General features: G+C 61.3%; 15 protein-coding genes and 1 pseudogene. 9 read left to right on the forward strand and 7 right to left on the reverse strand.

What is annotated here, in order from left to right; genetic code table 11:
• Nucleotides 1–3: 3 nt before the first annotated feature.
• From BM399_RS03725 to BM399_RS03735, 3 genes are all read left to right on the forward strand, one after another.
• The gene (locus BM399_RS03725; protein ID WP_092864383.1) at nucleotides 4–1320 is read left to right on the forward strand and encodes a cytochrome b; all 1317 of its coding nucleotides are present in this window, start codon (nucleotides 4–6) and stop codon (nucleotides 1318–1320) included.
• A gap of 13 nt (nucleotides 1321–1333) precedes the next feature.
• Complete coding sequence (locus BM399_RS03730; protein ID WP_092864386.1) at nucleotides 1334–2194, forward strand: cytochrome c1; 861 nt, start codon at nucleotides 1334–1336, stop codon at nucleotides 2192–2194.
• 126 nt (nucleotides 2195–2320) lie between these two features.
• Nucleotides 2321–3193: an S-methyl-5'-thioadenosine phosphorylase gene (locus tag BM399_RS03735; protein WP_092864389.1), complete on the forward strand. Its 873-nt coding sequence runs from the start codon at nucleotides 2321–2323 to the stop codon at nucleotides 3191–3193.
• 13 nt (nucleotides 3194–3206) lie between these two features.
• Here the strand turns inward: BM399_RS03735 and BM399_RS03740 are convergent, their stop codons facing one another.
• Nucleotides 3207–3641 carry a hypothetical protein gene (locus tag BM399_RS03740; protein WP_092866247.1) on the reverse strand — a complete coding sequence of 145 codons (435 nt, stop codon included), beginning with the start codon at nucleotides 3639–3641 and terminating at the stop codon, nucleotides 3207–3209.
• A gap of 128 nt (nucleotides 3642–3769) precedes the next feature.
• Here BM399_RS03740 and BM399_RS03745 point away from each other — a divergent pair, with 128 nt between their 5' ends.
• From BM399_RS03745 to BM399_RS21325, 6 genes and pseudogenes are all read left to right on the forward strand, one after another.
• A complete protein-coding gene (locus BM399_RS03745) occupies nucleotides 3770–4309 on the forward strand; it encodes an adenine phosphoribosyltransferase (protein ID WP_092864392.1) in 540 nt (179 codons plus the stop codon).
• A 233-nt stretch (nucleotides 4310–4542) separates the two neighbouring features.
• On the forward strand, nucleotides 4543–5253 hold the full coding sequence (locus BM399_RS03755; protein WP_244531129.1) for an alpha/beta fold hydrolase: 711 nt from the start codon (nucleotides 4543–4545) through the stop codon (nucleotides 5251–5253).
• On the forward strand, nucleotides 5243–6343 hold the full coding sequence (mtnA, locus tag BM399_RS03760; protein WP_092864401.1) for an S-methyl-5-thioribose-1-phosphate isomerase: 1101 nt from the start codon (nucleotides 5243–5245) through the stop codon (nucleotides 6341–6343). Before BM399_RS03755 ends, mtnA begins: the two co-directional genes overlap by 11 nt.
• A complete protein-coding gene (locus BM399_RS03765) occupies nucleotides 6343–7026 on the forward strand; it encodes a class II aldolase/adducin family protein (protein ID WP_092864405.1) in 684 nt (227 codons plus the stop codon). Before mtnA ends, BM399_RS03765 begins: the two co-directional genes overlap by 1 nt.
• A gap of 121 nt (nucleotides 7027–7147) precedes the next feature.
• Entirely contained in the window at nucleotides 7148–8653 is a 1506-nt protein-coding gene (locus BM399_RS03770) for a catalase (protein ID WP_092864409.1), read from the forward strand.
• Between the two features lie 151 nt (nucleotides 8654–8804).
• Nucleotides 8805–9113 (forward strand): annotated as a pseudogene (locus BM399_RS21325) (hypothetical protein); the annotation flags it as partial.
• Here BM399_RS21325 and BM399_RS21055 read toward each other — a convergent pair.
• The 6 genes from BM399_RS21055 to BM399_RS03800 all read right to left on the reverse strand — a co-directional run bounded on the left by BM399_RS21055 (nucleotide 9037) and on the right by BM399_RS03800 (nucleotide 13258).
• Nucleotides 9037–9324: a hypothetical protein gene (locus tag BM399_RS21055; protein WP_177228035.1), complete on the reverse strand. Its 288-nt coding sequence runs from the start codon at nucleotides 9322–9324 to the stop codon at nucleotides 9037–9039. The pseudogene BM399_RS21325 and the gene BM399_RS21055 sit on opposite strands and share 77 nt — an antisense overlap.
• Nucleotides 9325–9442: 118 nt before the next feature.
• Entirely contained in the window at nucleotides 9443–9685 is a 243-nt protein-coding gene (locus BM399_RS03780) for a DUF3297 family protein (RefSeq protein ID WP_092864412.1), read from the reverse strand.
• A gap of 12 nt (nucleotides 9686–9697) precedes the next feature.
• A complete protein-coding gene (gene ychF / locus BM399_RS03785) occupies nucleotides 9698–10795 on the reverse strand; it encodes a redox-regulated ATPase YchF (protein WP_092864415.1) in 1098 nt (365 codons plus the stop codon).
• A 94-nt stretch (nucleotides 10796–10889) separates the two neighbouring features.
• Nucleotides 10890–11618, reverse strand: coding sequence for a hypothetical protein (locus BM399_RS03790; RefSeq protein ID WP_092864418.1), 729 nt, complete (start codon nucleotides 11616–11618; stop codon nucleotides 10890–10892).
• Nucleotides 11619–11656: 38 nt separating this feature from the next.
• Complete coding sequence (gene pth / locus BM399_RS03795) at nucleotides 11657–12406, reverse strand: aminoacyl-tRNA hydrolase (RefSeq protein WP_092864421.1); 750 nt, start codon at nucleotides 12404–12406, stop codon at nucleotides 11657–11659.
• Between the two features lie 117 nt (nucleotides 12407–12523).
• Nucleotides 12524–13258, reverse strand: a complete 735-nt coding sequence (locus tag BM399_RS03800) for a 50S ribosomal protein L25/general stress protein Ctc (RefSeq protein ID WP_092864424.1) — start codon at nucleotides 13256–13258, stop codon at nucleotides 12524–12526.
• Between the last annotated feature and the right edge of the window lie 44 nt (nucleotides 13259–13302).

Genomic DNA, 13302 nt, shown 5'->3' on the forward strand with positions numbered 1-13302 from the left:
GACATGGGAGGTCACACTTCGAATTACGTGCCGACGTCGCGCTGGGGAAAATGGCTTGATGAGCGGTTGCCCATCGCCCGGTTGATGCAAAGCTCGTTCGTCGATTATCCGACGCCGCGCAACTTGAACTATCTCTGGACGTTCGGCGGGATCCTGACGGTTTGCCTTTTGGCGCAGATCGTAACGGGCGTCGTTCTCGCGATGCATTACCAGCCGAGCGATGCCGGCGCGTTCAATTCCATCGAGCACATACGCCGCGACGTGAACTACGGCTGGATGCTGCGCAATCTGCACTCCGTCGGCGCGTCGATGTTCTTCCTCGCCGTCTACATCCATATCTTCCGCGGATTCTACTACGGCTCGTACAAGGCGCCGCGCGAGGTTCTTTGGATACTGGGCGTCATCATCATGCTGTTGATGATGGCAACGGCGTTCATGGGCTACACGCTTCCGTGGGGCCAGATGAGCTTCTGGGGCGTCACCGTCATCACCAATCTCTTTTCCGCGCTCGATACGATCTATCCCGGCTTGGGAACGGCGATCGTCGAATGGCTGTGGGGCGGATACGCGGTCTCGGGCGTAACGCTCAATCGCTTCTTCGCCCTGCATTACCTCCTGCCGTTCGTGTTGACCGGCGTCGTCGGCCTCCATATCTGGGCGCTGCATGTCGTTGGCCAGAACAATCCGACCGGGCTCGACATCAAGCAGCCGTCCGACACCGTGCCGATGCATCCTTATGCGACGGCGAAGGACTCGGTCGGGCTCTTCGCGTTCCTCATCCTCTTCGCGTGGTTCGCGTTCTTCGTGCCGGACTACCTCGGGCATGCGGACAACTACGTCGAAGCCAATCCGCTCGTGACGCCGCCGCACATCGTGCCTGAATGGTACTTCCTGCCGTTCTACGCGATCCTCCGCGCCTTCACGAGTTCGTTCCTCGGCATTCCGCTTGGGCAATATGCGAAGCTTTGCGGCGTGGTCGCGATGTTCTCGGCCGTGATCCTCATCGCGTTCGCTCCCTGGCTCGATACGTCCCGGGTGCGTTCGGCGAAGTACCGGCCGATCTTCAAATGGTTCTTCTGGTTCTTCCTCTTCACCTGCGTAGCGCTGGGCTATCTCGGCTCCAAGCCGGCCGAAGGGATTTACGTGATCGCGTCGCAGATCTTCACGCTCTGCTACTTCCTGTTCTTCCTCGCGGTGATGCCGATCGTGGGCCTCATCGAAACGCCAAGCCGGTTGCCACGCTCAATTACCGACGACGTCTTGAGTAAGGGCGGGACCGGGTTGCCGACGGGAGCGACTGCTGCTCCTGAATCGCGTTGAGAGGAGAGAAAACATGAAAAAGCATCTTTCTCTCACTCTGCTGTCGATGGTTGCGGCAACCGTTGCCATGGGTAGCCTGTCGGCCGAAGAAGCCGGTCATCAGGAGATCGAGCGGCAGAAATGGTCGTTCAGCGGGTTCACCGGTCAGTTCGACAAGGCGCAGCTTCAGCGCGGCTTTCAGGTCTACAAGGAAGTCTGCGCCGCGTGCCACGGCTTGAAGCGGGTGGCGTTCCGCAACCTGGTGCAGCCGGGCGGGCCGGAATTTCCTGAAGACGCGGTGAAGGAACTTGCCGCGACGTGGCCGAACCAGATCACCGACGGTCCGAACGACGAAGGCAAGATGTTCGAGCGGCCGCCGTTGCTGTCCGATCCGATCCGCGGGCCCTATCACAACGACAACGAAGCGCGGGCGTCGCAGAACGGAGCGTTACCGCCCGATCTCTCGCTCATCGCGAGGGCTCGCGACAGCCATCGGGAGGCGAGCTGGTACATCCATCCGTTCCTGATGCTCGGCGACATCCTCAATGCGTATCAGGAAGGTGGCGCGAACTATATCTACGCGCTGCTGACCGAGTATTCGGATGCCCCGGCCGACTACAAGCTGACGGACGGAAAGTACTACAACAAGGCGTTTCCGGGCCATCAGATCGCCATGCCGCCGCCGCTGTCGGATGGCGTCGTCGCCTACCAGGATGGCACTCCGTCGACGGTCGACCATTACTCCCATGACGTTGTCGCATTTCTGTCATGGGCGGCCGATCCGTCGCTCGATCAGCGCAAGCGCATCGGATGGCAGGTCATCCTGTATCTGATCGTCACGACGGGGCTGCTCTATCTCGGCAAGAAGCGGATCTGGAAAAACATCAAGCACTGACCGCTTTCATGTGACGGGTTCCGGTCATCGGCCCCGCGCCGATTTGCAAACTGATAAAAAGCCTCGCTCGCGGGGCTTTTTTCCGTTTATTTGTCAGCGTGATCGAGGACAGGGGAGCAAACGGGCATGACGACTTCGGTTCTGGGCATTGTGGGCGGCAGCGGCTTCTATCATCTGCCGGGTCTCGCGAACCCTGAATGGAAGACCATCGAAAGTCCCTGGGGGGCGCCTTCGGACGATGTGCTTTTTGCGGACATCGACGGGCTTCCCATCCGCTTTCTGCCGCGGCACGGACGCGGTCATAAATTATCGCCCGGCGGCATCAATTACCGCGCGAACATCGATGTCCTGAAGCGGGCGGGCGTGACCGATCTCGTTTCCGTTTCGGCGTGCGGGTCACTCAAGAAGAAGTACAAGCCCGGCGACTTCGTACTTCCCGATCAGTTCATCGACCGGACGTTCGCGCGCGAAAAATCATTCTTCGGCAACGGCTGCGTCGCGCACGTCGCGATGGGCGATCCAATCAGCCCGCTCTTGTTCAAGGCGCTCGAAAAGGCGGCGAAGACGGAAGAGATCGACGTGCATCGGGGCGGTGTCTATCTCGCGATGGAAGGCCCGCAGTTCTCGACGCGCGCCGAGAGCAATCTCTACCGCTCCTGGGACTGCGACGTCATCGGCATGACCAACATGCCGGAAGCCAAGCTCGCTCGCGAGGCCGAGATTTGTTACGCGAGCGTTGCCATGGTCACCGATTACGACTGCTGGCACGATGATCACGGCGATGTCGATGTGGCCGCGATCCTCGAGGTGATGAAGGACAATACGGCAAAGGCGCAGAGGCTCGTTGCCCGGCTGGCGCGTGATTTTCCGCGCGAACACCCGGCTTGCCCGATCGGCTCGGACCGGTCGCTCGAGGTTGCGATCATCACGCCGCCGGAGGCTCGTGATCCGGAGCTGTTGAAGAAGCTCGAAGCGATTGCGGGGCGCGTTCTTCTCTAAGGCTGCCGCTCGCTCAATTCGGGAAGCTGATCAGGATCTTCATCTTGATCAGGGCCGGGAAGAGCGCTTCCAAAGCCGCGCCCATTACCCACAGGATAGCGCCCAGCAGGAACAGGGCCGGGATGCTTGCGATCACCGCCTTCAGAAAGAAGGTGACGAGATCGACGAACGGAACGTCGAAGCGGCGGACCGAAGCCGAAACGAGTTGCTGGTCGCCGGCGGTGTCGAGGTCGCTTGACGCGTAGGTGTCGGGCCGAGGACGCGCGCGGCGATCTGCAACTCCCATCGGCAAGGTCGGCGCGGCGGCGCGCTCCTGCTCGGCGCGTTCGCGCGCCTCGCGTGCGCGAGCCTCCTTTTCGCGGCGGAACGTTCGGGGCAGGTCTTCCTGGTCATCCAAGATTGGGTCGAACTCTGGGCCGGCCGTTGCGGAGGGGCTTTGGGCTGCCATCACGAAGTCCTTCAAGCAAATGTCATGGGCCCGTGCCGAATCATTCAGCACAGTTGCGTTGCTCTAAAACTATCTAGAAGCGAGAGATATTGCTATTTTGCGCCGTCAATTTGGCGGGAGTGAGCCACGTGAAGAACTTGGACGGCCTTGAAGAGCTTATTCGAACGATCCCCGATTATCCGAAGCCGGGCATCATGTTCCGGGACATCACCACGCTGCTCGCCGATCCCATCGGGCTCAAAAAAGCCATCAAGGGAATGGCGAAGCCGTTCGAGGATGGCAAAGTCGACGCGGTCGCCGGCATCGAAGCGCGAGGGTTCATCCTGGGCGGCGCCATCGCCGATCGTCTCGAATGCGGGTTCATTCCGATCCGCAAGAAGGGCAAGCTGCCATGGAAGACGATCGGGCAGGAGTACACGCTCGAGTACGGCGTCGACGTGATCGAGATTCATGAGGATGCCGTCGAGCCGGGTTCGCGCGTGCTCATCGTCGACGATCTGATCGCGACGGGGGGAACGGCGGAAGCCGCCGTGAAGCTCATTCGGCGTTCGGGAGGAAATGTCGTCGGCGCGACATTCATCGTCGACCTTCCCGATCTCGGCGGCATGCAGCGTCTCGATGCCCTTGGCATTCCCCGCCACGCGCTCATCGCGTTCGGCGGGCACTAGGTCGCCACATTGGACCTGCCGAAGGAACATATTGCCGATGCGCTCGATCGCATCGCCCGTTGGCGGGCGGATCCCGACGCGGCGCAGGACTGTCCGGTTTGTGGGGCGCCTGGCGTCGAGATCGTGGACCGGTCAGCGCGCCCGTATTCGGAGTGGTACGTTTTAAAGTGTGCGGCGTGCGGCCTCGACGCTTCGCTTCACATTCCGTTACCGGGTCCTGCTACATATTGAGCATGGTGAACGATGCGCCCGAGATTGTTCTCTTACCGGGTCTTGATGGAACGGGAGACCTGTTCGATCGGGTTGCTCCGCATCTTGCCCGGGAGTTCAAGGTCAACGTCGTCCGCTATCCGCAGGACCCGACGCTCGGGTATGCCGGGTATGTAGAGCTCGTCCGCCATGAGATCGGCAGCAGGCCCGTCTATGTGCTGGGCGAATCCTTCTCGGGGCCGGTTGCGGTTCTTGTTGCGTCGCAGCTTCGAGACCAGGTGCGGGGGATCGTGCTCGCCGCTACATTCATCAAGAACCCTTGGCCGCAGTGGCTCATGCGGAGGGCCGCACGCGTCGATCCTCGTTCGACGCCTCGCAACATTCGGGATGCCATGCTCATGGGCCCCTTCAGCGATAAGGAGCTTCGCGACAAGGTCGAGGACATAGTTCGCGCGTTGTCGCGTCCGGTGCGGGCGGCGCGGCTGCGGGCGGCGGCGGAGGTGGATGTCAGACGAGACTTCATGCGCCTCGAGTGTCCAGTCCTTGCACTGCACGGACGCTCCGATTGGCTGGTGCGGAAAGCACCCATGCAGAAGGCTATCGGCGAAAAGGGGAGGGCGCGCATGATCGTCTTCCCGGCGGCACATATGCTACTTCAGACGCGGCCGGCGGAAACCGCGACCGAAATCATCGAATTCACGCGATCGTCGGCGGAGGAAAACTATGAAGCTTGATGGGGTCTCCTCGCGCACGATCTGGCTCGATAGCGACGGCTGGTCGGTCGGCATTATCGACCAGACGGTGCTGCCGCACACACTCGTGCGATTGACGCTCAAGACCGTCGAGGATGCGGCGCACGCAATCAAATCGATGCAGGTTCGTGGCGCGCCGTTGATCGGCGTGACCGCTGCCTACGGCGTGGCGCTGGCGATGCGTGCCGACGCTTCGGATGCCGGCCTCGATCGGGCGGTCAGGTTTCTCGGCGAACAACGTCCGACGGCCGTCAATCTGCGCTGGGCGCTCGAGGATCTTCGCGCGACGCTTGCGCCGCTTGCCGTCGATGCCCGAGCGGCTGCCGCCTACGACCGTGCGGGCAAACTGGCGGAAGACGATGTCGAGACGTGCCGGCAGATCGGGGTGAACGGGCTTCGCCTCATTGCAGACATCGCCGGGAAGAAAGGCGGCCGGCCGGTCAACGTTCTCACTCACTGCAACGCCGGCTGGCTTGCGTGTGTCGACTGGGGAACGGCGACATCGCCGATCTATCAGGCGCATGATGCAGGCATAAATGTTCACGTCTGGGTCGATGAGACTCGGCCGCGCAATCAGGGTGCCGCCTTGACGGCGTTCGAGCTTCTTCAGCACGGCGTTCCGCACAGCCTCATCGCCGATAATGCGGGCGGGCACTTCATGCAGCGCGGCGATGTCGATCTCGTCATCGTCGGGACGGATCGCGTGACGGCGAACGGGGATGTCGCGAACAAGATCGGCACGTACCTCAAGGCGCTGGCGGCGAAAGATACCGGTGTCCCGTTTTATGTCGCGCTTCCCTATTCCACGATCGATTGGCGTACGGACAGGGGCGCGGACATTCCCATCGAAGAGCGGAGCGAGGACGAGGTGCTGCGCGTCCAGGGCAAGCTTGCCAATGGCGACGTCGGGTCGGTTCTGATTGCGGCGGACGGAACGCCGGCGCGCAATCCGGCCTTCGACATGACGCCTGCGAGGCTCGTTACCGGTTTCATAACGGAGCGTGGCATTTGCCCGGCCTCGCGCGAGGGGCTCAAATCGCTTTATCCCGAAAAAACGAGCGCGGCGGCGTGATGAGCGAAAAACGCGAGAGCGAAAAAGCATTGCGGAAAGAGATCATCGCGACGGCTCGCGCGATGAGCCGCTCGGGTCTCACGCCAGGCCGGTCAGGCAACGTTTCATGCCGTTTCAAGGGCGGCATGCTGATCACGCCCTCCGGAAAGCGCTACGAGGAGACGGAGCCGGAAGACGTCGTCTTCGTCGCGGCAGATGGGAGCGTTCCCAAAGGGCAATCGAAGCCCTCGACCGAATGGCATTTTCATTTGGCTGCCTACGGGGCACGTCCGGATCGGAACGCCGTCGTTCATACGCACTCGACGCATGCGACAGTGTTGGCGTGCGCGCGTAAACCAATTCCGGCGTTCCATTACATGGTGGCTGTAGCAGGCGGAAAAGACATCCCGTGCGTGCCGTACGCGACGTTCGGTACGGAAGAACTTGCGCGGCATGTCGTTGCAGGCCTGAAGGAGCGAGACGCGTGTCTTATGGCCAATCACGGTCAAATTGCGCTTGGCAGATCGCTCAGTTACGCTCTCGAACTTGCCATTGAAGTGGAAGTCCTGGCGGAGCATTATTATAAAGTACTGAGCATCGGTGAGAGCCATGTGCTCGATGACGCCGAAATGCGAAAAATAGTCGAGAAATTCAAGGGTTATGGCCAAAATGCCGATCCAGATCAGACAGATGGTTCAGTCTAAAAAACCGGCTTGAGATCGACTCGTCTATAAGATTGCCTTATAAGTTTTTCCTGAAAAAAAGATTGGTATCTTAAGTTTTACTGATCTAGGTCCGTTTCGGTTTCTCCAGAAGGACGTCCACATGACTGATAAAAAACTCACAACCACCGCCGGCGCCCCGGTCGCCGACAATCAGAATTCGCTGTCGGCGGGACCGCGCGGTCCGCTGCTCATGCAAGACTATCAGCTTCTCGAGAAGCTTGCGCACCAGAACCGCGAGCGTATTCCCGAGCGCACAGTGCATGCCAAGGGCTGGGGCGCTTTCGGCACGCTGACCATCACCGGTGACATCTCCAAGTTCACGAAGGCCGCCGCGCTGCAGCCGGGCGCCAAAACCGAGATGCTGCTGCGCTGCTCGACCGTGGCCGGCGAGCTCGGCGCCGCCGACGCCGAGCGCGACGTGCGCGGCTTCGCGATCAAATTCTACACCACCGAAGGCAACTGGGATCTCGTCGGCAACAACACGCCGGTGTTCTTCGTTCGCGATCCTTACAAGTTCCCAGACTTCATTCACACGCAGAAGCGGCATCCGAAGACCAACATGCGTTCGCCGACGGCGATGTGGGATTTCTGGTCGCTGTCGCCGGAAAGCCTTCATCAGGTGACGATCCTGATGTCGGATCGCGGCCTGCCAACCGACATCCGCCACATCAACGGCTACGGCTCGCACACGTACTCGCTCATCAACGCGAAGAACGAGCGTGTGTGGGTGAAATTCCACTTCAAGACGATGCAGGGCCACAAGCACTGGACGAATAAGGAAGCGGCCGACATCGTCGGTCATACCCGTGAGTCGACCCAGGAAGACCTGTTCACCTCGATCGAGAAGGGCGATTTCCCGAAGTGGAAGGTTCAGGTTCAGATCATGCCGGAGGCTGATGTCGGCAAGCACTGGTACAATCCGTTCGACCTCACCAAGGTTTGGCCGCACGGTGACTATCCGCCGATCGATATCGGCGTGATGGAATTGAACCGCAATCCGGAGAACTACTTCGCCGAGATCGAGCAGGCGGCGTTTTCGCCGTCCAACATCGTGCCGGGTATCAGCTTCTCGCCCGACAAGATGCTGCAGGCGCGCATCTTCTCGTATGCCGACGCGCACCGTTATCGCCTCGGCACCCACTACGAACATCTGCCCGTAAACGCACCGAAGTGCCCGGTTCATCACTATCACAAGGATGGTCCGATGAACTTCTTTGGCCAACAGACAGGCAGTACGGATGCCTACTACGAGCCGAACTCGTTCAACGGTCCGGTCGAAGACAAGTCGGCTTTGGAGCCGCCGCTGGCGATTTCGGGTGATGCCGAGCGCTACAATCATCGCGACGGCAACGACGACTACCGTCAGGTGACGGCGCTGTTCAATCTGTTCGACAAAGATCAGAAGGCGCGCCTCTTTACCAACATCGCGGAAGCGATGTGGGGTATTCCGGATTTCATCGCCGAGCGTCAGCTCGCGCACTTCAAGAAGGTGCACCCGGAATACGAGGCAGGCGTGCGGACGGCGCTCGAGCACATGACGCGCGCGAAGGCTTCGGAAGCCACGCGGCAGCAGAAGATGCCGCAAGGCGCACAAGCCGCTGAATAGGCAGCAAACGTCCTATCCTCGATACTGAAAAAGGCCCTGCTCGCGCGGGGCCTTTTTTGTTCGGCGACTTTCAGATGATGTGTTGCTGCAACTTCTGAAGGTGTTGCAGCGTTGCTTTGGCAGCGCTCAACATAATGAGGAGGAGCGGAAGATGCCGCGTGGAGACAAATCAAGCTACACAAGCAAGCAAAAACGCCAAGCCGAACACATCGAAGAAGGCTACGAGACGCGTGGCGTTCGAAAGGGCGAAGCCGAACGGCGCGCCTGGGCTACGGTTAACAAAGAGACCGGAGGCGGTAAGAAGAGCGGCTCCGGTCGCGGCAAGAAGGTGAGCACCGCCTCGTCCCGCCGCGGCGGCCGGATTGGTGGCAAAGCCACGGCTGCTAGCCGAAAAGCATCGGTTTCGCGTACGGCCGCTGCCCGGAAAACGCCGGCTTCGCGTACGGCTGCAGCCCGGAAGACTTCGGTTTCGCGTACAGCCGCTGCTCGGAAAACTTCGGCTTCGCGTACAGCCGCCGCCCGGAAAACGTCGACGTCGCGTACTGCGGCAGCTCGAAAAATGCCGACTTCACGTTCGGCTGCGGCCCGCAAGGCCACGGCTTCGCGTTCGGCCGCACATCGCAAAGCAATGGCTTCGCGCCGGGCCGCTGCGCGGAAAGCAACGGCTTCACGTCCGGCCGCTACCCGTAAAGCGCCGCATTCGCGTTCGACTGCTGCGCGGAAAGCTTCGGCGAGAAAGGCCGCCGCTACGAGAAAGCGGCGGGCATAGCTTAGAGTTTTCGTCCCGTCTTATTCGGGCTGGCGGAAGTATGGTTCGACTTTGCCTTTGAGCTTCAGCGTCATGGGCCGTCCGGCGCGGTCCTTGGCGTTGCCGGCTGCGACGCGAATCCAGCCTTCGCTGACGCAATATTCCTCGACGTTTGTTTTCTCGACGCCGTTGAAACGGATACCGATGTCGCGTTGCAGGATGTCTTCGTCGAAGAAGGGACTTTTCGGGTCGTTGCTGAGCCGGTCGGGAAGCTCGGTAGACATTGCTGTTGGTCCCTAGTTCGCAAATCGGAAGTGCATGACGTCGCCGTCCTGGACGACGTACTCTTTGCCTTCGAGACGCATTTTACCAGCTTCCTTCGCGCCCGTTTCACCGTTGCCGGCGACGTAGTCGGCGTAGGCGATGGTTTCGGCGCGGATGAAGCCCTTCTCGAAGTCGGTATGAATGACGCCGGCGGCCTGCGGGCCCTTGGTGCCTCGCGTGATCGTCCAGGCGCGCGCTTCCTTCGGTCCGACCGTGAAATACGTCACGAGATCGAGCAGACCATAGCCCGCGCGGATGAGGCGGTTGAGGCCAGGTTCCTCGAGGCCCATTTCGCCGAGGAATGCGTCGCGATCCTCGGGCGCGAGGCCCGCAAACTCGCTTTCGATCTTGGCCGAAATGACGACGACGGCCGCGCCTTCGGCTTTCGCGCGCTCTTCGACTTGTTTAGAATAGGCATTGCCGTTTGCTGCGGCGCTTTCTTCGACGTTACAGACGTAAACGATGGGCTTCGATGTCAGCAGTTGCAGCGCGCGGAATGCCGGCATTTCTTCCGGTGTCATCTTGGCGAGACGTGCGGGCTTGCCTTCGCGGAGAAGCAGCAGCGGCTTCTCCATCACGGCGTATTGCGCCTTGGCTTCCTTGTCGCCCGTCTTCGCCTTCTTCTCGATCTGCGAGATGCGCTTCTCGAGGCTTTCGAGATCGGCGAGCATCAGTTCCGTTTCGACGACGTCGGCGTCGGCGAGCGGATCGATGCGGTTCTCGACGTGGGTGATGTCCTCATCGACGAAGCAGCGCAGCACGTAGGCGACGGCGTCCACTTCGCGGATGTGCGAGAGGAATTTGTTGCCGAGGCCTTCGCCCTTGGAGGCGCCGCGCACGAGGCCCGCGATATCGACGAACGTCAGACGCGTCGGAATGATTTCCTTGCTGCCTGCAATCTTTGCCAGCGTTTCGAGACGGTCGTCGGGGACGGCGACCTCGCCGACGTTGGGTTCAATCGTGCAGAAGGGATAGTTGGCCGCCTCCGCCTGCGCGGTTTGCGTCAGCGCGTTGAAGAGGGTCGACTTGCCGACGTTCGGCAGGCCGACGATGCCGCATTTGAAGCCCATGGCAGGGAAATGTCCGGTTGAGTTGCAGCCCTGGGGGTTAAGCGAGCGGCGGCCTAATGTGAAGCCTTTTAGGCTCCTTCTGCGGCCCTATGGCTCACCGCGTGAATTTCGCAAATGCAAAAGCCGAATAGCGCGAGGGGGCAGGAAGGTTCGACTTAAAGGACATGGCGTCCGCGAGCGCTTCTGAAATGTGCGTCCCTTCGTCGGCATTGCGCACCGCGATAACGATGAACGGGCGCTGCCAGCTGGTGTCGGAATCCTCGCAATCGGCGCACGGATCGACGTAGCGTCCGAGGTTCAAAGTCCACATTGGAATGCGCTCGCCGAGGGCTTCCTGGACCCATCGCGCGGTGCGGATGGCCCGCTGGCTTCCGCGCTGCTCCTCCCGCTCGATCTCGCCTTCCTGGCTCGCGAGGCCGACAGCGATCAGCCCGCGCGCGCTGCCGAGACCTTCGCGTAGTTGCGGCGCGAGCACCTCTTCCTGAATTTCCTGTGGTGACAGGCGGCGGTCGTCCTTCTGGAGTTCGGTCGTTGAGCCGCGGACCCAGCCGTAGTTCTTGGTCAGGATCACGACGTCGAACAGCGCGCGGCGTCCTGCCCGGTCGGCGCCTTCCACGGGGAAGACGAGCGTGCGGTCGTTCCACCGCTTGGCGAGGATGCGACGGACGCCGGTCTTGTCCTTGTCGACGGAGTTATAGGCGTCCCAGCCGACGACGCCGAAAACGCCGATCGTGAACAACAGGATGAGGGCACCGACAATCGTTTGGGCACGGCCTCCTGAACGGGCGCCGCCGACGTCGCTCTCTTCCTGATATTCGGACATAGCTCCCCCCGACGACTACGACGTGCGTTACTGGCCGATCACGAGCTGCCGTCGCCGGATTTTCGCGCGCCCAGCCATTTTTTCAAGTTCTCGGCCAACGCCGACTGGCGTTTGGACGCGCGTTCGCCCGCCGGGTGTGGCCCTGATGCCTGCCTTTTGGGCGCGCGCGGTTCTTCTTCCGCGGGCGCCCGTTCGGCTTTCCGCGCCGGCTTTTCGGGCTCATCCTGGAACAAGCGCGCGACGTCGCTCAGGAAGCGCGCGTCGTCGCCCTTGGCGAGGTAGCCCGCTGCATCGGCGACGGCGTCGAGCAGGGCGTTGACCCACTCGCGATCGGATTTCGCGAAATCGTTGAGCACGTGATGGATGACGACATCCTTGGAGCCTGGGTGTCCGATGCCGAGGCGCACGCGCTTGTACTCGTTTTCGATGTGCGCGGAGATCGAGCGAAGGCCGTTGTGGCCCGCATTGCCGCCGCCGGTTTTCACTTTCACCTTGCCGGGCGCGAGATCGAGCTCGTCGTGAAAGACGTAGACGTCCGAAAGGGGGATTTTGAGAAAGCGCTGGGCTTCGCCGACCGAGCGGCCGCTTTCGTTCATGTAGGTTTCGGGCTTCAGAAGCGTGACGCGCTCGTTGCCGATCGAGCCTTCAGAGACGAGACCTTGAAACTTCTTGCGCCACGGGCCGAAGCCGTTGCGTTCGGCGATGCGATCGACCGCCAGGAAACCGATATTGTGGCGATTGGCGCGATATTTCTCGCCAGGATTACCAAGTCCGACGAAAAGCTTCATCGCTGACTCTTTCTTTGCGCCCGGCGACTCCGCTTCGCTTCGCGGAGCCGGCCGCCGGGCGCGGAACCCGTGAGAGAGACCGGCGCGATCGGATGATCGCGCCGGTTCGTGATCTTCTTACTTCTTCGCGGCGGGCTTGGCAGCGGGTGCTGCCTTCGCGGCCGGAGCGGCCTTGCCTGCAGCGGCAGCAGGGGCGGCCTTGCCGCCGGCTGCGGGTGCTGCACCCTTGGCGTCGGCGGCGGGAGCGCCAGCCTCGGCCGTCGTGGTCGTGGTCTCTTCTTCACCCTTGAGCGCGCCGGCGATCGTTGCGATCGTGAAGTCGCGGTTCTTGATGACCGGCGAAACGCCTTCCGGCATCGTGACGGCGGAGATGTGGATCGAACGGCCGATCTCCATGCCTTCGAGGCTGATCTCGAAGTAGCGCGGGATCTTGTCGTACGGGCAGTACACTTCGACATCGTGGCGGACGATGTTGAGCACGCCGCCGCGCTTCAAGCCGGGCGACTGCGTTTCGTTGACGAAGTGCATCGGGATCGAAACGCGGATGACGCCATCCTTGCCGACGCGCTGGAAGTCGACGTGAAGGGGCGTGTCGCGCACCGGATCGACCTGCACGTCGCGGGCGAGCACGATGTGCTTCGTACCCTGGACGTCGAGTTCGATGGCGGTCGAGGTGAAGTGGCCGCGGAGGACCTGCTTCCAGAGCTCGTTGTATTCGAGATTGATCGTCTCAGGGGTTTCCTGATTGCCGTAAATGACGGCAGGCACATTTCCATCGCGGCGAGCTTGGCGTGCGGCCCCCTTGCCGGCACGCGGGCGCGCCGTAGCCTTGAGCGTGATGAGCTCAGACATGGCATCGTCTCCGAGTGTTAGGGCTCTTCTGCCTATCAGAAGAG

Source organism: Hyphomicrobium facile, assembly GCF_900116175.1.
Classification (GTDB): domain Bacteria; phylum Pseudomonadota; class Alphaproteobacteria; order Rhizobiales; family Hyphomicrobiaceae; genus Hyphomicrobium_B; species Hyphomicrobium_B facile.